The sequence below is a fragment of the Demequina sediminicola genome (assembly GCF_000975055.1).
Classification (GTDB): domain Bacteria; phylum Actinomycetota; class Actinomycetes; order Actinomycetales; family Demequinaceae; genus Demequina; species Demequina sediminicola.
Window position 1 is genome coordinate 10,409 of record NZ_BBRB01000006.1, and the last position, 23,188, is coordinate 33,596.

Annotated in this window: 24 protein-coding genes; 10 read left to right on the forward strand and 14 right to left on the reverse strand. The window is 61.0% G+C overall.

What is annotated here, in order from left to right; all coding sequences use genetic code 11:
- Positions 1-556, reverse strand: a 556-nt coding sequence (locus AOP79_RS12010) for a biotin/lipoyl-containing protein (RefSeq protein ID WP_304512075.1), incomplete at its 3' end; no start/stop codon positions are given.
- A 20-nt stretch (positions 557-576) separates the two neighbouring features.
- Positions 577-1,962: a dihydrolipoyl dehydrogenase gene (gene lpdA, locus AOP79_RS10765; protein WP_439644688.1), complete on the reverse strand. Its 1,386-nt coding sequence runs from the start codon at positions 1,960-1,962 to the stop codon at positions 577-579.
- 92 nt (positions 1,963-2,054) lie between these two features.
- Between lpdA and AOP79_RS10770 the strand changes: the two genes are divergently transcribed.
- Positions 2,055-2,390, forward strand: coding sequence for a hypothetical protein (locus AOP79_RS10770; protein ID WP_062073468.1), 336 nt, complete (start codon positions 2,055-2,057; stop codon positions 2,388-2,390).
- Between the two features lie 135 nt (positions 2,391-2,525).
- On the opposite strand, the gene AOP79_RS10775 is transcribed toward AOP79_RS10770, so the two are convergent.
- Entirely contained in the window at positions 2,526-3,965 is a 1,440-nt protein-coding gene (locus AOP79_RS10775) for a leucyl aminopeptidase (protein ID WP_062073470.1), read from the reverse strand.
- A 32-nt stretch (positions 3,966-3,997) separates the two neighbouring features.
- Here AOP79_RS10775 and AOP79_RS10780 point away from each other — a divergent pair, with 32 nt between their 5' ends.
- Positions 3,998-5,008 carry a quinone-dependent dihydroorotate dehydrogenase gene (locus AOP79_RS10780; protein WP_062073472.1) on the forward strand — a complete coding sequence of 337 codons (1,011 nt, stop codon included), beginning with the start codon at positions 3,998-4,000 and terminating at the stop codon, positions 5,006-5,008.
- A 34-nt stretch (positions 5,009-5,042) separates the two neighbouring features.
- On the opposite strand, the gene AOP79_RS10785 is transcribed toward AOP79_RS10780, so the two are convergent.
- The gene (locus tag AOP79_RS10785) at positions 5,043-6,149 is read right to left on the reverse strand and encodes an SLAC1 family transporter (protein ID WP_062073474.1); all 1,107 of its coding nucleotides are present in this window, start codon (positions 6,147-6,149) and stop codon (positions 5,043-5,045) included.
- An 81-nt stretch (positions 6,150-6,230) separates the two neighbouring features.
- On the opposite strand from AOP79_RS10785, the gene AOP79_RS10790 reads away from it, so the two are divergent.
- Entirely contained in the window at positions 6,231-7,124 is an 894-nt protein-coding gene (locus tag AOP79_RS10790; protein WP_062073477.1) for a LysR family transcriptional regulator, read from the forward strand.
- A gap of 192 nt (positions 7,125-7,316) precedes the next feature.
- On the opposite strand, the gene AOP79_RS10795 is transcribed toward AOP79_RS10790, so the two are convergent.
- From AOP79_RS10795 to nadA, 3 genes are all read right to left on the reverse strand, one after another.
- Positions 7,317-8,336 carry an aldo/keto reductase family protein gene (locus tag AOP79_RS10795; RefSeq protein WP_062073479.1) on the reverse strand — a complete coding sequence of 340 codons (1,020 nt, stop codon included), beginning with the start codon at positions 8,334-8,336 and terminating at the stop codon, positions 7,317-7,319.
- Positions 8,337-8,462: 126 nt separating this feature from the next.
- A complete protein-coding gene (locus tag AOP79_RS10800; RefSeq protein ID WP_062073481.1) occupies positions 8,463-9,065 on the reverse strand; it encodes a DUF3043 domain-containing protein in 603 nt (200 codons plus the stop codon).
- A 33-nt stretch (positions 9,066-9,098) separates the two neighbouring features.
- Positions 9,099-10,304: a quinolinate synthase NadA gene (gene nadA / locus AOP79_RS10805; RefSeq protein ID WP_062073483.1), complete on the reverse strand. Its 1,206-nt coding sequence runs from the start codon at positions 10,302-10,304 to the stop codon at positions 9,099-9,101.
- A gap of 40 nt (positions 10,305-10,344) precedes the next feature.
- Here nadA and AOP79_RS10810 point away from each other — a divergent pair, with 40 nt between their 5' ends.
- Positions 10,345-11,331 carry a glycerate kinase gene (locus AOP79_RS10810; protein WP_062073485.1) on the forward strand — a complete coding sequence of 329 codons (987 nt, stop codon included), beginning with the start codon at positions 10,345-10,347 and terminating at the stop codon, positions 11,329-11,331.
- Positions 11,332-11,394: 63 nt separating this feature from the next.
- Positions 11,395-11,748 carry an iron-sulfur cluster insertion protein ErpA gene (gene erpA / locus AOP79_RS10815; RefSeq protein WP_062073487.1) on the forward strand — a complete coding sequence of 118 codons (354 nt, stop codon included), beginning with the start codon at positions 11,395-11,397 and terminating at the stop codon, positions 11,746-11,748.
- Between the two features lie 106 nt (positions 11,749-11,854).
- On the opposite strand, the gene AOP79_RS10820 is transcribed toward erpA, so the two are convergent.
- A complete protein-coding gene (locus tag AOP79_RS10820; protein ID WP_062073489.1) occupies positions 11,855-12,985 on the reverse strand; it encodes a cysteine desulfurase family protein in 1,131 nt (376 codons plus the stop codon).
- A 32-nt stretch (positions 12,986-13,017) separates the two neighbouring features.
- On the opposite strand from AOP79_RS10820, the gene ctaC reads away from it, so the two are divergent.
- The 4 genes from ctaC (at position 13,018) to AOP79_RS10840 (ending at position 16,636) form a co-directional block, all read left to right on the forward strand.
- Complete coding sequence (gene ctaC / locus AOP79_RS10825) at positions 13,018-13,887, forward strand: aa3-type cytochrome oxidase subunit II (protein WP_082093580.1); 870 nt, start codon at positions 13,018-13,020, stop codon at positions 13,885-13,887.
- On the forward strand, positions 13,887-15,608 hold the full coding sequence (ctaD, locus tag AOP79_RS10830; RefSeq protein ID WP_062073493.1) for an aa3-type cytochrome oxidase subunit I: 1,722 nt from the start codon (positions 13,887-13,889) through the stop codon (positions 15,606-15,608). The genes ctaC and ctaD overlap by 1 nt, the downstream gene beginning before the upstream one ends.
- A 3-nt stretch (positions 15,609-15,611) precedes the next feature.
- Positions 15,612-16,013, forward strand: coding sequence for a cytochrome c oxidase subunit 4 (locus tag AOP79_RS10835; protein WP_062073495.1), 402 nt, complete (start codon positions 15,612-15,614; stop codon positions 16,011-16,013).
- Between the two features lie 89 nt (positions 16,014-16,102).
- Complete coding sequence (locus AOP79_RS10840; RefSeq protein WP_062073497.1) at positions 16,103-16,636, forward strand: GNAT family N-acetyltransferase; 534 nt, start codon at positions 16,103-16,105, stop codon at positions 16,634-16,636.
- Here the strand turns inward: AOP79_RS10840 and AOP79_RS10845 are convergent.
- From AOP79_RS10845 to ctaE, 6 genes are all read right to left on the reverse strand, one after another.
- Positions 16,633-17,352, reverse strand: a complete 720-nt coding sequence (locus AOP79_RS10845; RefSeq protein ID WP_201774463.1) for a potassium channel family protein — start codon at positions 17,350-17,352, stop codon at positions 16,633-16,635. The two genes, AOP79_RS10840 and AOP79_RS10845, sit on opposite strands and share 4 nt — an antisense overlap.
- A gap of 137 nt (positions 17,353-17,489) precedes the next feature.
- Entirely contained in the window at positions 17,490-18,107 is a 618-nt protein-coding gene (locus tag AOP79_RS10850) for a superoxide dismutase (protein WP_062073501.1), read from the reverse strand.
- Positions 18,108-18,345: 238 nt separating this feature from the next.
- Positions 18,346-20,073, reverse strand: a complete 1,728-nt coding sequence (gene qcrB, locus AOP79_RS10855) for a cytochrome bc1 complex cytochrome b subunit (protein WP_082093581.1) — start codon at positions 20,071-20,073, stop codon at positions 18,346-18,348.
- Positions 20,073-21,155, reverse strand: coding sequence for a cytochrome bc1 complex Rieske iron-sulfur subunit (gene qcrA / locus AOP79_RS10860; RefSeq protein ID WP_062073503.1), 1,083 nt, complete (start codon positions 21,153-21,155; stop codon positions 20,073-20,075). Before qcrA ends, qcrB begins: the two co-directional genes overlap by 1 nt.
- A complete protein-coding gene (gene qcrC / locus AOP79_RS10865; RefSeq protein ID WP_062073505.1) occupies positions 21,152-21,934 on the reverse strand; it encodes a cytochrome bc1 complex diheme cytochrome c subunit in 783 nt (260 codons plus the stop codon). Before qcrC ends, qcrA begins: the two co-directional genes overlap by 4 nt.
- A 10-nt stretch (positions 21,935-21,944) precedes the next feature.
- Entirely contained in the window at positions 21,945-22,574 is a 630-nt protein-coding gene (ctaE, locus tag AOP79_RS10870; RefSeq protein ID WP_062073507.1) for an aa3-type cytochrome oxidase subunit III, read from the reverse strand.
- A gap of 115 nt (positions 22,575-22,689) precedes the next feature.
- Here ctaE and AOP79_RS10875 point away from each other — a divergent pair, with 115 nt between their 5' ends.
- Positions 22,690-23,133: a response regulator transcription factor gene (locus AOP79_RS10875; RefSeq protein ID WP_062073509.1), complete on the forward strand. Its 444-nt coding sequence runs from the start codon at positions 22,690-22,692 to the stop codon at positions 23,131-23,133.
- The last annotated feature ends 55 nt before the right edge of the window (positions 23,134-23,188 follow it).

Here is a 23,188-nt window from a genome sequence, read left to right on the forward strand (position 1 = left end):
GAATCTCTGTGTCGACCTTGTCGGTGGAGACCTCGAGGAGAGGCTCGTCGACCTCGACGGTGTCGCCGACGGACTTCAGCCAGCGGGTAACGGTGCCTTCGGTGACAGATTCACCGAGAGCGGGAAGTGTGACGTCCTGGCCTCCGGACGCTGCGGGTGCAGAAGCAGGTGCAGGGGCGGACTCCTGCGCTGGCGCCGATGCCTCAGCAGGGGCAGGCGCAGAAGCTGCGGCTGACTGCGGTGCTGGGGCTGATTCCTGTGCCGGGGTCGCGGGTGCGGATGCTGGCTCGGGAGCGGACTCCTGGGCGGGCTCTGCGCCTGCGTCGCCGATGCGGGCCAGAACTGCGCCGACCTCGACGGTGTCGTCTTCCTCAGCGAGGATCTCGGTGAGGGTTCCGGCGACTGGCGATGGAATCTCTGTGTCGACCTTGTCGGTGGAGACCTCGAGGAGAGGCTCGTCGGCCTCGACGGTGTCGCCGACGGACTTCAGCCAGCGGGTAACGGTGCCTTCGGTGACAGATTCACCGAGAGCGGGAAGTGTGACGTCGTTGCTCATAGTGGGCATTGTCTCCGAAATTAGTCGTGAGCGTGTAGTGGCTTACCGGCGAGGGCAAGATGCGCTTCGCCGATGGCCTCATTTTGAGTGGGGTGCGCGTGGATCAGGGGCGCAACATCTTCGGGGTGTGCATCCCAGTTCACGATGAGCTGTGCTTCACCGATCTGCTCGCCAACCCGTGCGCCGAGCATGTGCACGCCGACAACGGGGCCGTCCTTGACACGCACGAGCTTGACGAAGCCCTGAGTGCCGAGAATCTGACTCTTGCCGTTGCCTCCGAGGTTGTACTCGAGCGTCTCGACGGCATCGGCGCCATGCTTTTCCTTCGCGATGGCTTCGGTGAGACCGACGGAAGCGACTTCGGGCTCGCAATAGGTCACGCGTGGGATGTTGGCTTCCTCAATCGCCTGCGGGTTGAGACCAGCGATGGTTTCCGCCACGAAGATTCCCTGAGCGAATCCACGGTGAGCAAGCTGGAGACCGGGAACAATGTCTCCGGCCGCGTAGATGTTGGCAACGCCGGTGTGGAGCTTCTCGTCGGTGAGGACGAACCCGCGATCCATCCGGATGCCCTGTTCTTCATAGCCAAGGCCGGTGGTGCGAGGGCCACGGCCCACTGCGACCAGCAGAATCTCTGCTTCGAGCACGGTGCCGTCTTCGAGGGATACCTTGACGCCGGAGTCGGTCTGCTCGACGCCCTGGAACTTCACGCCGACCTTGAAGTTGATCTTGCGCTTACGGAATGCGCGCTCAAGGCCCTTGGACAGTGCCTCATCCTCATTAGGTGCGAGGTGGGGGAGGCCCTCAATCACCGTGACGTCAGAGCCAAACGACTTCCATACGGAAGCGAATTCCACGCCGATGACTCCGCCGCCAAGGACGATCGCGGACTGCGGAACAACATCGAGGCCGAGGGCCTGGTCCGAGGTCATGACGCGGCCGCCGATTTCAAGGCCGGGAAGCGAGCGGGCGTAGGAGCCGGTCGCGAGCAAGATGCTCTTGCCTGTGTAGCGCTCACCGCGAACTTCGACGGCGTCAGGGCCAACAAGTGTGCCGTGGCCTTCGATCACCACGACCTTGCGGGACTTAATGAGTCCCTGCAGTCCCTTGTAGAGCCGGTCGATCACGCCCTCCTTGTAGGAGTTCACGACGGACATGTCGATGCTCTCGAGGGTGGTGTTGATGCCGTACTTGGAGCCTTCGCGGGCGTTGTCGGCCAGTTCCGCTGCGTGCAGCAGCGCCTTTGTCGGGATGCAGCCGTTGTGAAGGCATGTGCCTCCAACCTTGGACTCTTCGACAAGTCCGACGGTCAATCCCAGTTGGGCGGCGCGCAACGCAGCGGCATAACCGCCGGAGCCTCCGCCAAGAATAAGTAGGTCAAACGAGCGTGGGGTGGACTCGGTCACTATGCAGAACTCCTTGTGAGGAAGTGGGTCACTAACCATCTTGCCACTGGTGAGCCTAGGCGTTCACCGCCACGCGTGACTACCCTGGGGCCATGAGTATTTTTTCCCGCTTGTTTGGGACCAAGAAAGAAGAGCCTCAGGCAGGTACCGGCTCCAAGCGTGCCCGGGATGAGACGGTTGCACACCTGAAGGAGTTTGTGCGCACGCGACCAGATTGTGAGGCGTTCATTGAGCCTCCCACCCGCGTGACGCAGACAACCATGGTGGTTGTCGCGGGAAGTGGCGAGTGGACACGTCGTCGCGTCCCCGACCAAGCGACCGCCAAAAAAGTGGCGTCGCAGCTTGGCATCGTTGCATTCGATGTGAATCTCTCGGGGTATCCGTCGCGGATGCGCGAATGGAATGAGAGCCAACGCAAACCCCGTTGATCGCTATTGGCGAACAGTATCGGGGGCATCAGTCGGCACCCAGGGGAGCCCGCCACGATGCCAGCGCATCACGAGGCGCGCATACACGAAGGGCCCGACACACCATGTGTGTCGGGCCCTTCGTTGTCGTGGCGTTTAGACGCCTGCGCGCGCTTCGAGGAAGCGCAGCATGGTGCGGACCGATGCGCCCGTCGCGCCCGACGGGTTGTGTCCCCATGCGCTGCCCTCGTTGAACGCAGGGCGAGCAATGTCGAGGTGGGCCCATGGCGTCTCACCCACGAACTCCTTGAGGAACAACCCTGCGGAGAGCATCCCGCCGGCTGGTTCCCCGATGTTCTTGAGATCAGCGACCTTGGAGTCGAGGCTTTCGCGCAAGTGCGCGGGAAGTGGCATGGGCCAGAACAGCTCGTCTGCCTGTCCGGCGGCGTCAACTACTTCGTTGCGGACCGACTCGCAACCCATGACTGCCGAGGTGCGGGTACCGAGTGCGACGCCCTGTGCTCCGGTCAAGGTCGCGATGTCCAAGACCACGTCAGGGTTGTCTTCGATAGCACGGGCCAAGCCGTCTGCCATGACCAACCGGCCCTCAGCGTCGGTGTTGAGCACCTCGACAGTGCGTCCGCCGTAGATGCGGATCACATCGGAAGGGCGCTGCGCGGTACCGGACGGCATGTTCTCAGCGAGGCATAGCCAACCTGTGACCTTGACCGGCAACTTTGCCTGCGCCGCTGCCATGATGATGTGCAACACAGCCGCGGCTCCCGACATGTCGGACTTCATCGTCTCCATGCCCTTCGGCGGCTTCAGCGAGATGCCGCCGGTGTCGAACGTGATGCCCTTGCCGACTAGCGCGACGTGTGCATTGGCGTCGTCAGGCGCCCACTCCAACTTCACCATGCGCGGCAGGCGTGACGAACCCATACCCACGGCGAGGATGCCGCCAAAGCCTTCGTCGGCAAGACGCTGGGGGTCGTACACCTCGACATCAACACCGAGCTGTTCGCCGTAGTTGACGGCAACGTCAGCAACGGCTGCGGGGAACATGTCGAGCGGGGGAGTGTTCACGAGGTCGCGGGTTCCTGCAACGGCGGCCGCAATGATGCGCGCGCGGTCGATGCTGGCCTCCGACGCTCCGGCAACCTGCCATGAAGCCCCTTCGTAGCCAGCGACGGCATCGTCCGACTTGTACTCGTTGAACGTGTACGAACCGAGGATCACGCCCTCACCCACCGCAGAGTGGGCCGCATCGTCAGAGGCGGGAAGCGCCACGACAACGGCCTCAGGCTGCTTGCCCACGGCACGAGCTGCTGCACCGGCGGCTTCGCGGAGGTCTCCTTCGGAGCCGTCTCCGATGCCGACGAGGACGATGCGAGTGGCGGCAACGTCCGTTCCCGGAAGAACCTTGACCGAGCCGACCTTGCCGCTCGGTTCGAGTGTGGCTGCCGCGGTGGCGATGGAAGTTCGGACGTCCTCCGGCAGGAGGTCGTGTGAGGTGACATCACCGTCGTACCCAAGGATCAGGGCATCGGCAGCGATCGTGGAAACAATGTCGCTTGTGGCGTTCAATGAGGTCATGTCTTGACCCTATCTCGCGATAGGTTGTCGGCGTGTATCGGGCCTTCTATGACCATGTTCTCAGCCGAGTCGACGCGGAACGCGCGCATCGATTTGGTGTGTTGTCGTTCCGTTATGGCGGGTGGGTGTTTCGCCTTGCAAGAAAGGCGCGCCGAGGCTCATCGCCCGCGCCTGCCGTTCAGGCTATGGGGATTGAGTTCCCTGGTGTCGTAGGCCTCGCGGCGGGAATGGACAAGAATGCGGAGGCCGTGGTCGGTCTGGCCGATGCCGGCTTCGGTTTCATCGAGATCGGGACGGTGACGGCACTTGGGCAACCGGGAAACGACAAGCCCAGGTCCTGGCGCGAGACAGATGTTCGCGGGTTGCGTAACCGTATGGGGTTCAACAATGACGGAGCCGACGACGTCGCTGCCCGCTTGGCTGAGACTCGTGCCACGCCGCGTGGGCGCGCCGTGGTGCTGGGTATCAACATCGGGAAGACGAAGGTGACACCGGCGGACGAGGCTGCTTCGGACTACGCCTACTCCGCCACCAAATTGGCACCCTACGCCGACTATCTTGTGGTGAACGTCTCGTCACCCAACACCCCTGGTTTGCGCGATCTGCAATCAGCGGAGTCATTGCGCCCAATCCTTACGGCAGTGCGTGAAGCCGCCAACGCCGCAGTCACTGATCGACAGGTGCCACTACTGGTGAAAATTGCGCCCGACTTGGCAGACGAGGACGTCGACGCAGTGGCGGATCTTGCCGTGGAACTCGGACTCGATGGCATTACCGCGACCAACACCACCATCAACCACGCTCGTGGGCCGGGAGGGCTTTCCGGACCGCCCGTCAAGGAACGTGCCGTCGAAGTAGTGTCACGCCTGCGCGAACGTGTCGGACCAGAAATGGTGATTATCGGCGTGGGTGGCATCGAGACCACAGCAGACGCTCAGAGACTTCTCGATGCTGGAGCCACGTTGCTGCAGACCTATACCGGATTTGTGTACAACGGTCCAGGCTGGGTCGCACGGATGAACGCCGAGCTCGCTGCCGACTGACGGGTGCACGTTGACGAGTCGCTGGGGCACTGAGTCAGTGCGTCAGTACTCCCGCTGAGGGATACGCCGGGACATGGGGGACGTCACTTGCGCGCTGTACTGCGCGACGACGGAGTAGCGCACGTGCCGTGCCCCAAGCAGCTACTGTCCAGCCAGCCAGAAGTAGTACGAAGAGGACTGCAGCGAGCCAGGCAAAGATGGCTGCGCCGGTCACTGCAGCAAGACCTGCCGCGCCCGTCACGCATGTGCCAACAGGGAACGTAAACGACCACCAGGTCATGGCATACGGCAGCTTTCCGCGGGCGATGCGTAACCCCACCGCGAGACTTGTCGCGAGCCAGAGCAACGCGAAGCCCATGACCGGGACCCCGTAGACGATGGCCGCCGCAGAAAGTGCGGCCGTGCTCATCCCTAGGGCTGTTGACGCGTGGATGGCGAGCATGGCTATAGCGGTGGTCGATTGGCCGAGTGGCCCCAGCACGATCCACAACGGGGCTATCTGAGCAGGATCGTTGAGCGGGTGGTGCGCCATCTTCCACCACAACGTTCCTGTCATCAGTAGTGCTGCCAGACCTGATGCGCCAAAGAGCGCCAACGACGTGAAGGCCATGGCCTGGGCCGCACCCGGACTATCAATCCTGTCGACCAGCATCGCACCTGTCGTGGCCGAGACCATGGGTGCGACGACCGGAAGGAGCCAGGCAGGACTTGCCGCATCGAGAGCAATTCGCTCGGACGTGAACTGCATGGCGGGAACCACGATCGCGGCGCCCACCGCAAGGATGGTGCCAATGACCCACAGCGCCTCATCCATGGTGACTGCGAGCTCATCGCCGAGGAAGCGAGGACCGACGGCAAGTGTGGCACCTCCGACAGCCAATGGGGCCATCGCGAGCGCCCCAAAGAACGGTGCAGCTTTGGGGTCGCGCAACTCGCGCATGAAGAGGCCACGGTCGCGCCAGTACTGACTCACCATGTACCCGGTCGCAAGAACGAGGAGGAGGACGGATGCAATCCAGAACATATCGCCAATGAGGTGAAGAAAGGGTGCATCGAAGGGGAGTGCGCCTGTAGCGGTGGCGATGATGGCCGTTCCCATGACGGCAGTGAACCACTGGGGAGTGTAGGCAAGGGACTTCATACTTCGATGATCGGTGTCAGAAGTCAGCGGCGGTAGAGTGACTTGACGAGGGATCCACAAGCGAATGTTGTGGGAGGTGTGATGCCGGAACCATCGATTGAAGAGCTACGGATGCTCCTTGCTGTGAAGTCGCGCGGGTCACTGACTGCTGCTGCCGAGGACTTGGGTGTCAGCCAGCAAGCCGTGTCTCAGCGCATGCGCACGCTCGAGCGCAAGCTTGGACTCTCCCTGTTCGCTCGCACCGCTCGTGGCACCACGCTCACGTCGAACGGTCTGCTGGTAGCCGACTGGGCCGCTACGGTTGCCGGGCGCATGGATGCTCTTGTCACTGCTGCGGAAGCGCTGAGGGTGGGATCCGCAGCGCAATTGCGAGTGTCTGCATCGATGACTATCGCTGAACACCTGGTCCCTGGATGGCTGGTTGCCTTGAACGCGACGGATCATGCTCCGCGCGTCGAGCTCACTGCCGCGAACTCAGCGGCCATCATTGAGCGCGTCGCCGCAGGGGAGGATGACCTTGGACTCATCGAGACCCCGGCCGTTCCGCAGCGCCTCAAACACCTACGGATCGCCACAGATGAGGTAGTGCTCGTTGTTGCGCCGGGGCACCCATGGGCACGTCATCGCAGCATCGACGTGCAGACTCTCGCGTCGACGGCATTGATCACGCGTGAGGCTGGCTCCGGCACACGGGTCACATTGGAGCGATCCTTGGCGAAGGAAGGTCTCTCGTTGACGCGCCCACTCGCCGAACTCTCGACGACCGCTTCAATCCGTGCTCTCGTGCTCGCCGGCGGTGGGGCAGCGGCCATGAGCGAGCTTTCTGTGCGCGACGACGTCGAGTCGGGCACACTTGTGCGCGTCGCGATCGACGCGGAGCCCCTGCTGAGACCGTTTACGGCGGTGTGGGACGCAAGCAAGCCGCTGGCGCCGGCGGCACGGGAGTTCCTTGACATTGCGCGCTCAACTGGGTGAACGCCGCCTCGTGGCGACGGTGCAGAGCATCGGGCACGACAAAGATGTGAAAGCCGGGAACGGTCTGAGGATGTGGGGCGTTTCCTAGATGCGACCCCGTGTGGGAAGCAATATTGTTTTCTCCTTTGATGCACGTTGGCCCGGGTCCATTAGGACCCGGGCCAACGTGTTTCTTACAGTAAAGGCGCGCCCTTAGCTGCCGTAGATCCGGCCCTGGGGGTTCGTCTCAAGAGTCTTGGCCGGGTCGCGCTCGACGACTCCTCCGAGCACCTCATCGATGCGTTCCAGGAGCGGTTGAGGGATCACGACACCGGAAGCTTGAACGTTCTCGCGTACCTGTTCGGGGCGGGAAGCACCGATGATTGCAGCAGAGACGTTGTCGTGGTGCAGCACCCACGCAAGAGCCAACTGAGCCATCGACAGGTCCAACTCGTCGGCAATGGGCTTGAGACGCTGCACCCGTTCCAAGACGTCGTCATTGAGGAAGCGCTTGATCATGTTGGCGCCGCCCTTCTCGTCGGTGGCGCGCGAGCCCTCGGGCAGTGGTGCGCCGGGCGCATACTTACCGGTGAGCACTCCCTGTGCGACAGGCGACCACACGATTTGGCTGACGCCTACTTCCTCTGAAGCCGGCATCACCTCGTCCTCGATGACGCGCCACAGCATTGAGTACTGAGGCTGGTTGGAGATCAGCTGGAAGCCGAGGTCCTTGGCCAGCGCGGCGCCCTGACGGATTTGGTCAGCTGACCACTCTGAGACACCGATGTAGTGAGCCTTGCCCTGGCGTACGACGTCCGCGAACGCCTGCATCGTCTCTTCAAGCGGCGTTTCGTAGTCAAAACGGTGAGCCTGGTAGAGGTCGACATAGTCTGTTTGGAGTCGCTTGAGAGATCCATTGATGGATTCCATGATGTGCTTGCGTGACAGACCTTCGTCATTGGCTCCACCGGGACCTGTGGGCCAGTAGACCTTTGTGAAGATTTCAAGCGACTCACGGCGCTCGCCAACAAGAATGTCGCCGAGCACCGTCTCCGCTGCCGTGTTGGCATACACATCGGCCGTATCGAACGACGTGATGCCGACATCCAGCGCTGCCTTCACGCATGCGGCAGCTTGGTCGTTCTCAACCTGGGAGCCGTGGGTCAACCAGTTTCCATAGGTGAGTTCTGAGACCTTGAGTCCAGAGTTTCCGAGATAGCGATGTTTGATCATCAGTTCAGACTAAGCGTCGCTCGGTCGCCACGGCTGGCAGACCCAGAGTGTTTCGCACCGAGCGGACATACCGCGGGACTAGATTCAGGCGACGCAGCAGCTCTCCAACGGTGTGCTCGAAGCGCGTTATACCGGGTATTCGCCGCGCTTGACCTTGGGCTTGGGCATCCGGAAGCGGCGCATATTGAGAGCGCGTGAGATGACATAAAAGGTCCAGCCGCGGGGGAGGTGTCCCTCGCCGAACTTCTTGATGAATTGCTTCTTGATGCGGCGTACCGAGATGAACGTCTCGACCGCAGCAATCAGCACAATGGCGTAAAAGACTAGGACGAGAAGGCCGCCTACTGGCCCCATCTGCGCTGTAAAGAGCGACGCGAACACGAACAACAACGCCAGGGGGAGGAGGAACTCGCCGATGCTGTAGCGCGCATCCACCCAGTCGCGGAGGAAACGACGTTCTGGCCCACGGTGTTCGAGTGGCATGTTGCTCTCGTCGCCTGCCTTCAGCGCGCGATACTCCGCGTCGCGTTGGGCGCGGGCCTTCTCCTTGCGAGCTTTGGCTTCTGCCTTGCCATCGTCCATCAACGTGCGCCGACGCGCAGCTTCCTGGTCTTTGCGCTTGGGGGTCGGACGGCCCTTCTTGTCGCTCGACACCTCGGTAGCGTCGCTCTCTGGCGTCTGCGCTTCCGTGGCGTCGGCGGGCTTATCGGCAGGGGACTTGTCAGTCATCAATTCCTCGGGTGGTGCTTACAGAACAAACAGCTATTTCGCGGTGGCACTGATGCCGGGCAGGGCCAGCATACGGTCAAGCGCAATCTTCGCTTCCGCCTGAGTTTGGGGGTCGACCACGATTTGATTGGGAACCTCGCCTGCGACAAGAGTTTCCAACGCCCACACCAGGTGTGGGAGGTCAATGCGGTTCATGGTTGAGCAGAAGCACACCGTGTCCTCAAGGAACATGATCTTTTTATCTTGGTGGGCGTTTGCTAACCGGCGCACGAGATTGAGTTCGGTGCCAATCACCCATGATGAGCCGGGTTCGGCCTCGTCGAGTTTCTTGATGATGTACTCCGTCGAGCCCACATAGTCAGCGGCCGAGACAACCTCGTGCGTGCACTCGGGGTGGACCAGCACATTGATATCCGGTACTTGCTCGCGCGCTGCATCGACATTCTCCTTGCGGAAACGTCCGTGCACGGAGCAGTGACCCTTCCACAGGATGATGCGAGCAGCCTGAAGTTCCTCGAGAGTGTTCCCCCCAAGCGGCTTGCGGGGATCGAAGACGACGCAGTCGTCGAGCGAGTAGCCGAGCTTCAGCACGGCCGTGTTGCGGCCGAGGTGTTGGTCGGGAAGGAACAGCACCTTTCCGTCTCCTTCGAGGCCACCTACCTGGTCGTAGGCCCAGCGGAGCGCCACCTCTGCATTCGATGACGTGCAGACGACACCGTTGTTGCGACCACAGAATGCCTTGATCGCGGCGGTGGAGTTCATGTAAGTGACGGGCACCGTCTGATCGGCGATGCCGGCCTCAGCAAGTTGCTCCCAGGCGTCAGAAACCTGATTGATGTTGGCCATGTCAGCCATCGAGCAACCTGCGGCCATATCGGGGAGAACGACCTGCTGGTCTTCACCGGTGAGGATGTCTGCGCTTTCCGCCATAAAGTGCACGCCACAGAAAACAATGAACTCCGCCTCTGGACGCGCGGCCGCGTCCTTGGCAAGTTTAAAGGAATCACCCGTGACATCAGCGAACTGAATAACCTCGTCCCGCTGGTAGTGGTGTCCTAAGACGAATACCCGGTCGCCCAGCGCATCCTTAGCGGCACGGGCGCGCTCAACGAGGTTGGGGTCGGAGGCATCGGGCAATCCACCCGGACAATCCACACCTCGCTCGGAAAGCGGATCACGCTTGCTTCCTAGGAGAAGCAGTGCTGGCGACTGGCCTGGCTCGGAGAACGTCGTGCTCATTCGGTCATTGTCTCACGTAAGGGAAGGCACACTAGAGACCATGCATGCACTGCTCCTCACAGACGGTTGGCCGCACGAACAAGGCCTTGCCGGTGCCGACGCAGTTGCAGCCGTAGCGAGCAGTTGCTGGAGCGCGACGCGGCCTCTCGACACCGTGGCGTCGATTGCCTTGGGCGATGGCGGGCCCCGAAGTGCCGATGTCTTGAGTGACCTGGAACAGATAGCGCCAGGCGTCGATGGAGCGAGGGTCGGCTCCACACTTGTGCTTGCACCGGCTGACTCCAGCTCGCGTTGGGATCCGCGCGCGCTCGGAGAGGCGCTCGTTGCGCTTGCGAGGCAAAGTACGCGCACCGAGACCAGCATCGTGATTCCAGTGGGGGACACCGACCCTGCAGGAGATGCAACACAACTCTGGGCGCAGACTTCAGCCGCCGAACTTCGCAACGCCTGCATGACGCTTCCCATCGAGGTACTCGTGACGAGCGACAAGCCGCTCCTCGGACTCAAGGGCATGAGTTCGGTTCTCAGAGATGGGAGGGAAGCCGATGCCGCGATTGCCTTGGCAGCACAGCATCAGGAACGGAGATGGAGCGACATCGCGCGTGAGGTCGACGCGCTAGCCCCCGCCAACCTTTTGGGCCCTGCCCGGTTGTCCGATGCCCCGGGAACTGGGTGTGCCACAGGCCTCGCTTACTGTTTGGCGGGCGTAGGTGCCAAGGTGAACCGCGCATCGGCCCGTCTTGCCGAGATCTCCGGCGCCAGCCACGAGGCAGCGGATTTTGTCCTGGCCATCACTCCAGAGGTGACACCCGCGCAGCTGGATCATGGCATCGCTGCTGCGGCAAGTTCACTTGCCGCCCGGCGAGGGGTGCCGTGCGCGATCTTGAGTCCTCAAGTCTGGGTTGGCCGGCGTGACCTCATGGCAGCGGGAGTGGTGGCCGCCCACGAAGGAACCCCCGGAATGGACCATCTTGCTGACCATGTGGTGCGCGTATGCCATACCTGGTCGCCCGCATCCAACGCGTAGTGGGAAAAACGTTCAAATCCGCGTACATTAGTTGCTGTACGTACTAGAGAAAGGAGGCGCCCGATGACGGATACCGCGACCGAGGTACCGACCCACGGAGTCGTGATTACCGATGCCGCCGCAGACAAGGTCAAGAGTCTGCTTGAGCAGGAAGGCCGTACGGACCTTCGGCTGCGCCTTGCAGTGCAGCCGGGCGGATGCTCCGGCCTCATCTATCAGCTCTACTTCGACGAGCGCTCGCTCGACGGAGACGCGTTGCGCGAATTTAACGGCGTAGGCGTCATTGTCGACAAGATGTCCGTGCCATACCTCGATGGAGCGACGATTGATTTCGCCGACACCATTGAGAAGCAGGGATTCACGATTGACAACCCCAACGCCGCGAGTTCGTGTGCATGCGGAGACTCCTTCTCCTAAGCACTCGGTCCTCGTTGCACATCAGGGTGGTGAAGTTCGCTTCACCACCCTGATGCATGTCTAGCCCGGTGCATGTCGAGAGACTCACGGTGGCGAGCGGACGGTGCTATTCGTCCGAAGCCATTGATCCTCGGACTCCTTCGATCACGCGCGGCATGGTCGCAATGAACCGCTCGACGTCGTCGTCGGACACACCAGGATGCAGGCCAATGCGCACGTTTCCATGGGTCAGAGCACCCATCGCTGCGAGTACTTGACTCGGCTGAAATTGAGATTTGCCGCAGGCGGAGCCTGACCCCACGGAGAACCCCTCTCTGTCGAGTCGGGAGACGAGGGGTTCGCCGTCGAGGTAGAGGAATGCGGCCGTCACGAGGTGGGGCAGCCGTTCCACGGCATCACCAACGATGTGAACCCCCTCCATCCGCGACATATCGTTGCGAATCCGAGACACCAGGTCGAACTGGCGCTGGCCTTCTGAGGTGAGCGATTCCATGCGTTCCTGGAGGGCAACGGCCGATGCGAGGGCTAGAGGAACGCTGACACCGCCTGGCGCCCACGGGTCATCGCCGTCTGGCCACGCTTCGAGCCATCGCGTCTGTGGACGTATCGCCACAACCGCGAGCCCGGCGGGTGCGCCCCAATCGGCCGGGTCAGCAACCAACGCATCCCAGTGGCTCGGTGGCTCGACGTGACCGAGGCTCGCAGTGGCGTCTACGACCAACGGCACACCGGCGGCGGACGTGATCGCGTGAACGTCATCGAGTCGCTGAATAGTGCCGATTTCGTGATTGGCATGCTGTACCGCGGCTATCGCGGTAGCAGGGTGGCCCACATAATCGGCTAGCGCCGCAAGGTCGATGTGGCCCTGGGGATCGACTTGCACTCGGTCGACCGCTCCATTCGCGATGAAATCTGCGACGTCGATCACTGCCTCACGCTCAATGGCGGACACCACGATGCGGTCGCGCCCACGCCGTGCCGCGTAGGTAGCGCGGAGAAGGCGTTCAAACGCCATGGGAACTGAGTGGGCGAAGTGCACGTTCTCAACAGAGACACCGAGGACATCGGCAATTGCACCTCGCGCGCCATCGAGGAGAGCGCGTGACTGCCGAGCTTCGGACGTTAATCGGGTGGGGTCAGCCCAGCCGTCCGCGATTCCGGCATTGAGGGCTTGGACTGTGCGGGCGCTGACGGGTGAGCGACCGCCGGCATCGAGAAACGTACGGCGCGCTGGCATAGTCACACGTTATCGCGCGCTAGACTGGCCGCGTGTCCTCAACTGATCGATTCCGCATGCCCCGAAAGGCCGCCATCGGAGCCGGTGCCGTAGGTGTCGCGCTCGCGCTAGCAGGCTGCTCCCAAGGCATTGAAAATGGTGCGCTCCCGTCGACGCCGGAGATTACTAATCAGACCGGCACCGTCATTGAACTTTGGAATGGCGCGTGGATTGCAGCGCTCGTCGTCGGCGTCATTACCTGGGGTCTCATCCTCTGGTGCGTCGCGGTGTATCGCAAGCGCAAGGGCGACAACAAGTTGCCGGTGCAGACGCGGGTCCACCTGCCACTCGAATTGATGTACACCTTGGTGCCGATCATGGCTATTGGTGTGCTCTTCAAGTACACGGCCGAGGACATTGCTGAGATCACTGCGATTCCTGAACAGTCTGATATTGAGATTCAGGTGGTCGGCAAGCAGTGGAGCTGGGACTTCAATTACCTCAGTGATGACGTGTTCGACCCGGGCGTCCAGGCGCAACTCACGGGAGAAGATGGCGTGGAGGCTACATTGCCTACTCTCTACCTTCCGGTCAATGAGAGTGTGCACTTCTACCTCGACTCACGCGACGTCATTCACTCCTTCTGGATTCCCGCCTTCCTCTACAAGGAAGACACCGTGCCAGGCCGGACCAACGAGTGGGCAGTGACGCCTACCCAGACCGGCACGTACCAGGGCAAGTGCGCAGAACTCTGCGGTGAGTTCCACGCCTCCATGCTGTTCAACGTCAAGGTTGTTGAACGTGACGAATACGACGCGTACATGCAGGAACTCCGCGACAAGGGTTACGAAGGCGCACTCGGACTCGAGTACAGCCGCGACCAGGTCGTCGAATTTGCTACTGAACACGGAGAGACCGAGTAATGGCCACCGTTGACCCCAGCTCCAACCACGACCTGGCGCCTCAAGTAGCACCAGCCTCATCTCACCGTTCAGGGTCGCTTGTGGTGAAGTGGATCACCTCCACCGACCACAAGACGATCGGGTACATGTACCTGATCACCTCCTTCTTCTTCTTCATCATCGGTGGTGTGCTTGCGCTACTGATCCGTGCTGAGCTCTTTGCGCCTGGTATCCAGGTCGTTCAGTCCGCGGAACAGTACAACCAGTTGTTCACCATGCACGGCACCATCATGCTGCTGCTGTTTGCTACCCCGTTGTTCGCCGGATTTGCGAACGTCATTGGACCGCTTCAGATTGGCGCACCAGACGTGGCGTTCCCTCGTCTGAACATGTTTGCCTACTGGCTCTACCTCTTTGGCGGCCTGATCGCTGTCGGTGGGTTCTTTACACCTCAGGGTGCAGCCTCGTTCGGTTGGTTCGCGTATGCGCCACTGTCGAACGCGGTCTACTCACCCGGCGTGGGTGGAAACCTCTGGGTGTTCGGCCTTGCACTGGGTGGCTTCGGAACGATCCTTGGTGCGGTGAACTTCATCACGACCATCGTGACGATGCGTGCCCCCGGTATGACCATGTTCCGCATGCCAATCTTCACCTGGAACGTCCTCGTGACGTCGATGCTGGTGCTTGTGGCGTTCCCGCCGCTCGCCTCGGCACTCTTCGCGCTCGGCTCTGACCGTGTCCTGGGGTCACAGGTCTTCAACCCGGACAATGGCGGTGCCATCTTGTGGCAACACCTGTTCTGGTTCTTTGGCCACCCCGAGGTGTACATCATTGCGTTGCCGTTCTTCGGTATCGTGTCCGAAATCTTCCCGGTGTTCTCTCGCAAGCCACTGTTCGGCTACCACGGCCTGGTCTACGCGACCATCGCTATTGCGGCGCTGTCAGTGACCGTGTGGGCTCACCACATGTATGTCACGGGTGCAGTGCTGCTGCCGTTCTTCGCGTTTATGACCATGCTGATCGCGGTGCCCACAGGCGTGAAGTTCTTCAACTGGATAGGCACGATGTGGCGAGGGAAGCTCACATTCGAGACTCCGATGCTGTGGTCCGTCGGGTTCCTCATCACCTTCCTCTTTGGTGGACTCACTGGTGTCATCCTGTCCGCGCCGCCGCTGGACTTCCCGATCTCCGACTCCTACTTCGTGGTAGCGCACTTCCACTACGTCGTGTTTGGAACCGTGGTGTTCGCCATGTTCGCTGGCTTCTACTTCTGGTGGCCCAAGTTCACTGGCAAGATGCTCGACGAGACGTGGGGCAAGATCCACTTCTGGTTGCTGTTCATCGGCTTCCACACCACGTTCCTTATCCAGCACTGGCTGGGCGCAGAGGGCATGGCTCGACGTTACGTTGACTACCTCGTTGAGGACGGCTTCACCTTCATGAATCAGGTGTCCACCGTCGGCGCCGTTATCTTGGCACTCTCGACGTTGCCGTTCTTCTGGAACGTTTACATCACGTCCAAGCGTGCCCCGCAGGTGACTGTCGACGACCCGTGGGGTTACGGCAACTCGCTCGAGTGGGCGACAAGCTGCCCGCCACCACGCCACAACTTCACGTCGATTCCGCGCATTCGTTCTGAGCGTCCCGCGTTCGACCTCCACCACCCAGAAGCAGCAGCACGTGACCACGCGAGCGCCCAGCACGCGACCGTGGACGCTGCACCCGTGAGCAAGGGGGAGTGACCCATGCGTCTTGAAGCGAACATCTTTACTCTGCCATCGATTTTCTTCATCGGTGCGGCACTCGTCTACGGCTTCTTGTCGGACTGGTCCGAATGGGTTGGCATCACGTGCATCATGCTGACCTTTGGCATGTTCATCATGGTGGGCATCTACTTCAAGATGCTTGAGAAGCGTCACGGAATTCGCCCTGAGGACCGTGAAGACGGCGAGATCGCTGAACTCTCCGGAGAACAGGGCTTCTACGCTCCGTGGAGCTGGTGGCCGCTGGTGCTCGCAGCTGGCGCGGCGCTGGCCTTCCTGGCCCTCGCTGTGGGCTGGTGGATTCTTGCCCCCGCCGTGATCGTCGGTGTTATCGGTCTGGCTGGGTGGGTCATGGAGTTCTCGCTGGGACGCCACGCTCACTAGAAGGACTAGATTTGTCAGTCCTTGAGACTGAACGACCTCAATGCCCGGACCGCTCAGTGGTCCGGGCATTGTTGTGTCATCATTGTGCGGTGATCAATCCCACCTCCGCCGCTTGTGACGTGGCTCCGCTGAGCGCGTCCGATGGCTCAATCATCGCGGAGTTTGTGGTGCTGTCCATGAACTGGCGGGGGACTGAGGGCTGGACAATTGAGTCTGTGGCGGCTGACGCGCACCTTCGCAAGTACAGCAATGCCTGGGGCCTGAGCTCCTACGACCGGGGCGTGGTGGCTCGAAGTCGTCAAGGTACTGCCCTCGGAGCCTGCTGGTCACGCTTGTTCCATCCCGATGACCCGGGTTATGGGTTCGTGGACAGCACTACGCCTGAACTCGGTCTTGCTGTAGTACGAGGCGCCCGGGCACGGGGGATTGGCGGCATGTTGCTTGACGCACATCTGTCGCAACTCGCGCAGCTAGCGTGTGCTCAGGTGAGCCTCAGTGTCGAGGATGGCAACGAGTCGGCACGCGCTTTATACACTAGCCGCGGCTTCGCCGTTGTCGGCCGTCATGGCAACTCGGACACGATGGTTCGTGCCCTCGGCAGTGATGACGCCGTGTGCCTTTAGGCATCTCGCTCAGGGCGGCGAGCAATGCCGACGAGGCGAGCGATCACGACCGCGACAAAGAGAGTGCCCATGACGGCTTCGAGCGAACCCAACGAACGCGCCCACGGCGCAACGGGGACCACGTCTCCATAACCCAAGGTCGAGAGCGTGACGTAGCTGTAGTAGAAGAGGCCATGCCACTCGATCACACCGTCGACGGCCTGGGTATCGAGGTAACTTCCAGGGCTCGTGTACTCGAGCAGGCTGGCAATGGAGCCAAAGACACCGCCGAGTAGTAGGTACGCCGACACCGCTACGAGGATGAGGTCGACGGAGCGGACCTTCGGTGGCGGCGAAAGCAGGACTGCGCCAAGCGCAATCAGGAGCGTCAGCTGGAGCAGCCCGATAGTCGCGATGAATGTTGCCTCAGCTGTCGAGTCTTCTTGCTGGATTGCGAACCACACGCCGGCCGCAGTCAGCAGCAGAGATGCGATCATCACGGCCCAATAGCGCCCAGGATCATCGGCGGAGATACGCACCCCGAAGTACAGGACTCCGGTATAGGTCAAGAGATACACAATGGTCCATATCGGACCTTCGAGTGTGATGGGGTAGCCAAACTGGAGGAGTACCAGTGAGGCCAGGAGGATTCCTAGCACCCAACGGTTTCTAATGGGAGCGTCACGATGCCGGCGTGGCATTGCCACGGAAAAACGGCGGTGGTGACGGTTTGACATCGTTTCTCCTCCAAGGCGAGTACGCCTCACAATGTACCGACAGTTGGGGCGCACGGGCAGAAGGCACGGCCACAATGCAACGAGGGCGGGACCCCTCGACGGGGTCCCGCCCTCGCGGAATCTAAATACCGGTGGTGTTAGGCGATGATGCCCTCGACCGATACGGCCTTGGCAAACCGTGACTGGACGTTGGCCCAATCAACGACGTTCCACCACGCCTTAACGTAGTCGCCCTTGACGTTGCGGTACTGAAGGTAGAAGGCGTGCTCCCACATGTCCAGCATCAGCAGCGGAATCAAACCGATAGGCACATTGCCCTGCTGGTCGTACAACTGCACGATGACCAACTTCTTGCCGAGGGTGTCCCATGCGAGGATCGACCATCCGGAGCCCAGAATCGTCATAGCGTTCTGAGTGAAGTGTGCTTGGAACTTCTCGAACGAGCCGAAGTTATCGTCAATGGCAGCGGCGAGTTCGCCAACGGGCTTGTCGCCACCATCGGGGGACATGTTGGTCCAGAAGATGGAGTGGTTAGTGTGACCACCCATGTGGAAGGCGAGCGCCTTCTCAAGGCCACCCACGGCCCCGAAATTGTCGGTGTCGCGTGCTTCTGCAAGCTTCTCGAGGGTGGTGTTCGCGCCTGCGACATAGGCCGCGTGGTGCTTGCTGTGGTGGAGTTCCATAATCTCACCAGCGATGTGGGGATCCAACGCGCCATAGTCGTACGAGAGATCCGGCAGTGCGTAGTCAGCCATACTTCCTCCTGCTTCATGCGTGGCCACGACAGATAGCCACATGTGGGTTTCCGGGTACGGGACGAGCCTATCGCCAAGCAGGGCGTTCGAGGCGCCTCTGCCTAGGTATGTCAACACCTTGGGTCGCCGGAGCATTCCGCAGGAAGACCCGCCTGTGCAGCACGGGGCACAGTACGCAATGAAAAGGCGGCCCCACCCATGAAGGGTGAAGCCGCCTTTCCTGTGAGACGAGCGTGGTCTACTTCTCCGAGGCCTGCTCGTCTTCTACCTTTTCCCACTCTTCGGTAAGCCGCGCATCGGCTTCGTCAGCCTCTGCGCCCTCGGCTTTTCCCTCAGCTGAGGGTCCGTGGTCGTGGTGGTGGAGTGCCTCTTGGTACTCTTCCCAGCTCACTGGCTCAACGCGCTCCTCGTAGAAGAAGCGAGACAGCTTCTGCTTGCGACGATCCCACTTGTAGCCGGGGCGACGCACACCAAGTTCATTGAACTCGGGTTCGATCTCCAATGGCTTGCGGTTGTCATAGTTGACGCGCAACCAGACTTCCTGCTCGTCGAGCGGAGTGTGAACCTCGATGTACTCACCGTTTTCGTGGCGGACGATCGTGCCGGATTCGTGCCCGTGGAGCACCAGTTCGCGGTCCTTGCGCTGGAGGCCGAGGCAGATACGTTTGGTAATCCAGAACGCGATGGGCGGCAAGATGAAGATGGCCCATTGGAAGAAGATCGTAAGGTCGTTGAGCGATAGATGGAACATGTTCGCGACGATGTCGTTGGAACCCTCGAGTACGAGGATCACGTAGAACACGATGGTCGCGACACCGATCCCGGTCCGTACGGGAACGTTTCGAGGACGGTCGAGTACGTGCTTCTCGCCCTTGTCGCCGGTGGCCCAGGCTTCGATCCACGGGTACAGCGCGATGAATCCAAAGAACAGCCCTGGAACGATAACTGCAGGGATCAAAATGTTCCACGACAGCGTGTAACCCCACAGCTCCCACTCCATTGGCAGGCCAAAGAGCCAGCCTGGCATCAAGCGCAAGGCGCCATCAACAAACAGGATGTACCAGTCAGGCTGCGTTCCCGCGGAGACAGGAGAGGGGTCGTATGGCCCGTAGTTCCACACTGGGTTGATGGTGAACACTGCCGCCATGAGGGCGACAATGCCGAAGACAACGAAGAAGAACCCGCCGGCCTTCGCGGTGTACACGGGGAACAAAGGCAGGCCGACAACGTTCTTGTGAGTCTTGCCGCCGCCTGGGTACTGAGTGTGCTTGTGCAAGAACACGAGGAACAGGTGCAAGCCCACGAGCGCAAGAATCAAGGCGGGAACCAAGAGCACGTGTGCTGTGAACACGCGTGGAATCAGCGCTGTTCCCGGGAACTCTCCACCGAACATCCAGTACGAGGTGTAAGAGCCGATCAGGGGAATCGACTTGATCACACCGTCAACGATGCGAAGACCGTTTCCGGAGAGCACGTCGTCGGGGAGCGAGTATCCGGTGAAGCCGGCTGCGAGTCCCAGGATCATGAGCGTGAAGCCCACGAGCCAGTTGAGTTCACGCGGCTTGCGGAACGCGCCGGTGAAGAACACGCGGCACATGTGGGTCATGATCGCAGCGAGGAAGAGCAACGCGGACCAGTGGTGAATCTGACGAATCAGCAGACCGCCAGGTACCTCAAACGACGTGTACAGCGTTGATTCAAATGCCTTGGTCATCTCAACGCCGTGCATCGTGGCGAAGGCGCCGTCATAGTGAACGGTCTCCATGGATGGCACGAAGAACGCCGTGAGGAAGACACCAGAGATCAACAGAATGATGAACGAGTACAGCGCGATCTCGCCCAACATGAAGGACCAGTGGTCGGGGAAGAGCTTGCGTGCGAAGAACTTGACGAAGCCACCAATAGAGGTGCGCTCGTCCACGTAGTTCGCGGTACCCGCTGCGGCGGAATTCACTTTGGTCCCCATTAGTGGCTCTCCTCCTCGGCCTCAGCACCGGAGCTATCGCCCTTGAGGCGCTCCCAGTACGACGGGCCTACAGGCTCATCAAAGTCGTTCTTCGCCACGATGTAGCCTTCGTCGTCAATCGCGATCGGCAACTGCGGCAACGGTCGCTTGGCAGGACCGAACACAACCTTGGCGCCGTCAGAGACATCGAATGTCGACTGGTGACAGGGGCACAGCAGGTGGTGTGTCTGCTGTTCGTAAAGGGCCACCGGGCAGCCCACGTGCGTGCAGATCTTGGAGTAAGCGACGATGCCGTCGAACGACCAGTCCTCGCGGCCTGGGACGATCTTGAGGTCGCTGGGGTCAAGGCGGACGAGGAGCACCACTGCCTTGGCCTTGGCGTCCATCTTGTGGTGGTGGTCGAGGTCGTTGAGTCCCTCGGGGATCACGTGATAGGCCGAACCGACTGTGACGTCCGCAGCCTTGATGAGAGCACCATCAGGGTCGCGTGCGAGGCGTACTCCCGGGCCCCACATGGTGTGGCGGAACTTGGAAACGTTCCAATCACCACCCATGTTGCCGATCTGGGGAACCAATATTGCCAGCGGCGCGATCGCCATTGCTGTGATGAGCGAGCCTTTGAGTACGCTGCGGCGCTTGGCACCTTCGCCTTCACCACCGGCGAGACCTGAGTCTTCTGCACCGTCTTTCAAGTTCTGAATTGCGGCAGCACGATTCTCGTCAGAGCTTCGCATTTCATGGCGCTCTTCAACCATCTCGTGGTCGCGCATGAGGGTCTTTGCCCAGTGGATGGCGCCAAAGCCGATGCCTGACATCGCGAGGAAGACGCCGATACCAATCCACATGTTGACCGACTGAATCGTCGCGACGTCTCCGCCGTCACCGGTGTCCTTGGTGAAGTAGGCCCAGAGGGCGATGACGGTTCCTACGGCGGACAAGCCGAAAAGGGCAGCGACCTGGCGCTCGGCACGCTTGTCGGCCTTGGGGTCTACATCCGCCCGGCGCGGGCGGTGATGTGCCAGACCTGGATCGACAAAGCCTTCCTGAGGCGCGTCGTCGGGGGTGTTTTCAGGGGTACTCATGAAGAACGTGCTCCTACCCAGACAGTGCTCGCAATGATCAGGCCGAGCAGGACCAGCCATGCCCACATGCCTTCAGAAACGGGGCCAATAGCGCCAAGGGACAGACCGCCGGGCGAACCGTCCTGCTGTGCAGCGAGGTAGGCGATGACGTCGCGCTTGTGCTCTGGCGTGATGTTGGCGTCGTTGAAGACTGGCATCGACTGCGGTCCGGTCAGCATGGCCTCGTAGATGTGGGTGGGGGTGGTGTCGAGCACCGACGGGGCGAACTTGCCCTGCGTCAGTGCGCCACCGCCACCGATCGAACCGTGGCACATCGCACAGTTAGTGCGGAAGACTTCCATACCGTTCGCGGCGTCACCCAGGCTGGGATCAACCTGTTCAGCAGTAGGGATCGCGGGGCCGGCACCGAGCGATGCTACCCATGCGGCGAGCTGGTTGATTTCTTCCTGCTCGAACTGGACTGGCTTTGCCGGAGCTTGTGGGCCGGAGGCTTGCATGGGCATACGGCCCGTTCCGACCTGGAAGTCGACGGCTGCAGCACCGACACCCACTAGCGAGGGAGCCACTCCGTCTTGGCCTTCAGCGTCGAGGCCGTGGCACGAAGCGCAGTTCGCGGCGAAAAGTCGTTCACCAGCGGCAACGTCATCAGCAGATGCCTCAGCGGTTGCGGTGGCTGAGGGAGCGGCGATTGCGGCTCCCATAGTAATGAGAGCGAGGAGCGCCAGGACAAGGAACAGCGGTGCTGCCTTGTGATGGCGCTTCTTGGCAAGAGCGTTCATCAAATTTTCCCTACTGAACCAGGTAGATCACGGCAAACAGCACGATCCACACCACATCGACAAAGTGCCAGTAGTACGACACCACGATGGTGGTAGTCGCCTCGTGGGTGCCGAACTTCTTCGCGGCAAAGGAACGGGCAAGTACGAACAGCATGGCGATCAATCCGCCGAGCACGTGTAAGCCGTGGAAGCCGGTGGTGAGATAGAACACCGATCCGTAGGGGCTCGACGAGATCGTGAGGCCGTGCTGGACGAGCTCTGCATATTCAAAGACCTGACCGGCGATGAACACGGAGCCCATGATGAACGTGAGGACGAACCACTCGTGCATTCCCCACTGTCGCAAGTTCCAGATGGAGCCTGTGCGGCGGCGCTGATAGCGCTCGGCGGCAAAGACTCCGAACTGCGCGGTGAAGGAGGACAACACTAGGACAGTGGTGTTGGCAAGAGCGAATGGCACATTCAGCAACTGAGTTTCCTCAGCCCAGACCTCGGGGACCTGAGCGCGGAGCGTGAAGTACATCGCGAAGAGGCCCGCGAAGAACATCAACTCAGAACTGAGCCAGACGATCGTGCCTACTGCTACCTGGTTGGGTCGCGTGGCATGGATAGGTGACGGCATAGTCGTCGCTTGGGACATAGGTCCCATTATTGCGTACGTAAAAGGTTCTGGGCGCCACGACGCGGCGGTCATCCTTAGACCGGTTCTGATGCCTTAACGATTTGGGTGGCGATAACGTGCCAGAATGGTTCGTATGAGTGACGTGGCCATCCCCGAAGAGCAATCACTAGCGGCTTCTCCCGCCCGAATTCTGCTGTACAGCGATGATCGCAACGTACGCGAGAAGGTGCGGTTCGCCGTAGGTTCCACCACACACGGCCGGCCGATCGAGTGGCTTGAGGTCGCTACTCACGACGCTGTGATCGATGCTGCAGACAGCCAGAAGTGGGATCTCTTGGTCCTGGACGGTGAGGCTGCAAAGTCTGGTGGCATGGGCGTGTGCCGCCAACTCAAACACGAACTATACGTTTGCCCTCCCATTCTCTTGCTCGTCGGTCGACCAGGAGATGCCTGGCTTGCGACGTGGTCCGAGGCCGATGCTGCTGTGGCACACCCGCTGGATCCCTTCGTGACTCGCGAGAGCGTCGATGCATTTTTCGCCCCAGCCGCAGCTACGACAACGACGCCGTCGGCCTGACTGACTGACGACACCCGTGGCGGCTCAGGAATGGGCCCACCGAACAGCGCACAGA

Excerpts from the sequence above, each read along its gene's own strand:
- AOP79_RS10770 (WP_062073468.1), top strand. The coding sequence starts at position 2,055 with ATGAGTATTTTTTCCCGCTTGTTTGGGACCAAGAAAGAAGAGCCTCAG.
- AOP79_RS10775 (WP_062073470.1), bottom strand. The coding sequence starts at position 3,965 with ATGACCTCATTGAACGCCACAAGCGACATTGTTTCCACGATCGCTGCC.
- AOP79_RS10785 (WP_062073474.1), bottom strand. The coding sequence starts at position 6,149 with ATGAAGTCCCTTGCCTACACTCCCCAGTGGTTCACTGCCGTCATGGGA.
- AOP79_RS10790 (WP_062073477.1), top strand. The coding sequence starts at position 6,231 with ATGCCGGAACCATCGATTGAAGAGCTACGGATGCTCCTTGCTGTGAAG.
- AOP79_RS10795 (WP_062073479.1), bottom strand. The coding sequence starts at position 8,336 with ATGATCAAACATCGCTATCTCGGAAACTCTGGACTCAAGGTCTCAGAA.
- AOP79_RS10800 (WP_062073481.1), bottom strand. The coding sequence starts at position 9,065 with ATGACTGACAAGTCCCCTGCCGATAAGCCCGCCGACGCCACGGAAGCG.
- nadA (WP_062073483.1), bottom strand. The coding sequence starts at position 10,304 with ATGAGCACGACGTTCTCCGAGCCAGGCCAGTCGCCAGCACTGCTTCTC.
- AOP79_RS10810 (WP_062073485.1), top strand. The coding sequence starts at position 10,345 with ATGCATGCACTGCTCCTCACAGACGGTTGGCCGCACGAACAAGGCCTT.
- erpA (WP_062073487.1), top strand. The coding sequence starts at position 11,395 with ATGACGGATACCGCGACCGAGGTACCGACCCACGGAGTCGTGATTACC.
- AOP79_RS10820 (WP_062073489.1), bottom strand. The coding sequence starts at position 12,985 with ATGCCAGCGCGCCGTACGTTTCTCGATGCCGGCGGTCGCTCACCCGTC.
- ctaD (WP_062073493.1), top strand. The coding sequence starts at position 13,887 with ATGGCCACCGTTGACCCCAGCTCCAACCACGACCTGGCGCCTCAAGTA.
- AOP79_RS10835 (WP_062073495.1), top strand. The coding sequence starts at position 15,612 with ATGCGTCTTGAAGCGAACATCTTTACTCTGCCATCGATTTTCTTCATC.
- AOP79_RS10845 (WP_201774463.1), bottom strand. The coding sequence starts at position 17,352 with ATGTCAAACCGTCACCACCGCCGTTTTTCCGTGGCAATGCCACGCCGG.
- AOP79_RS10850 (WP_062073501.1), bottom strand. The coding sequence starts at position 18,107 with ATGGCTGACTACGCACTGCCGGATCTCTCGTACGACTATGGCGCGTTG.
- qcrB (WP_082093581.1), bottom strand. The coding sequence starts at position 20,073 with ATGGGGACCAAAGTGAATTCCGCCGCAGCGGGTACCGCGAACTACGTG.
- qcrA (WP_062073503.1), bottom strand. The coding sequence starts at position 21,155 with ATGAGTACCCCTGAAAACACCCCCGACGACGCGCCTCAGGAAGGCTTT.
- qcrC (WP_062073505.1), bottom strand. The coding sequence starts at position 21,934 with ATGAACGCTCTTGCCAAGAAGCGCCATCACAAGGCAGCACCGCTGTTC.
- ctaE (WP_062073507.1), bottom strand. The coding sequence starts at position 22,574 with ATGTCCCAAGCGACGACTATGCCGTCACCTATCCATGCCACGCGACCC.
- AOP79_RS10875 (WP_062073509.1), top strand. The coding sequence starts at position 22,690 with ATGAGTGACGTGGCCATCCCCGAAGAGCAATCACTAGCGGCTTCTCCC.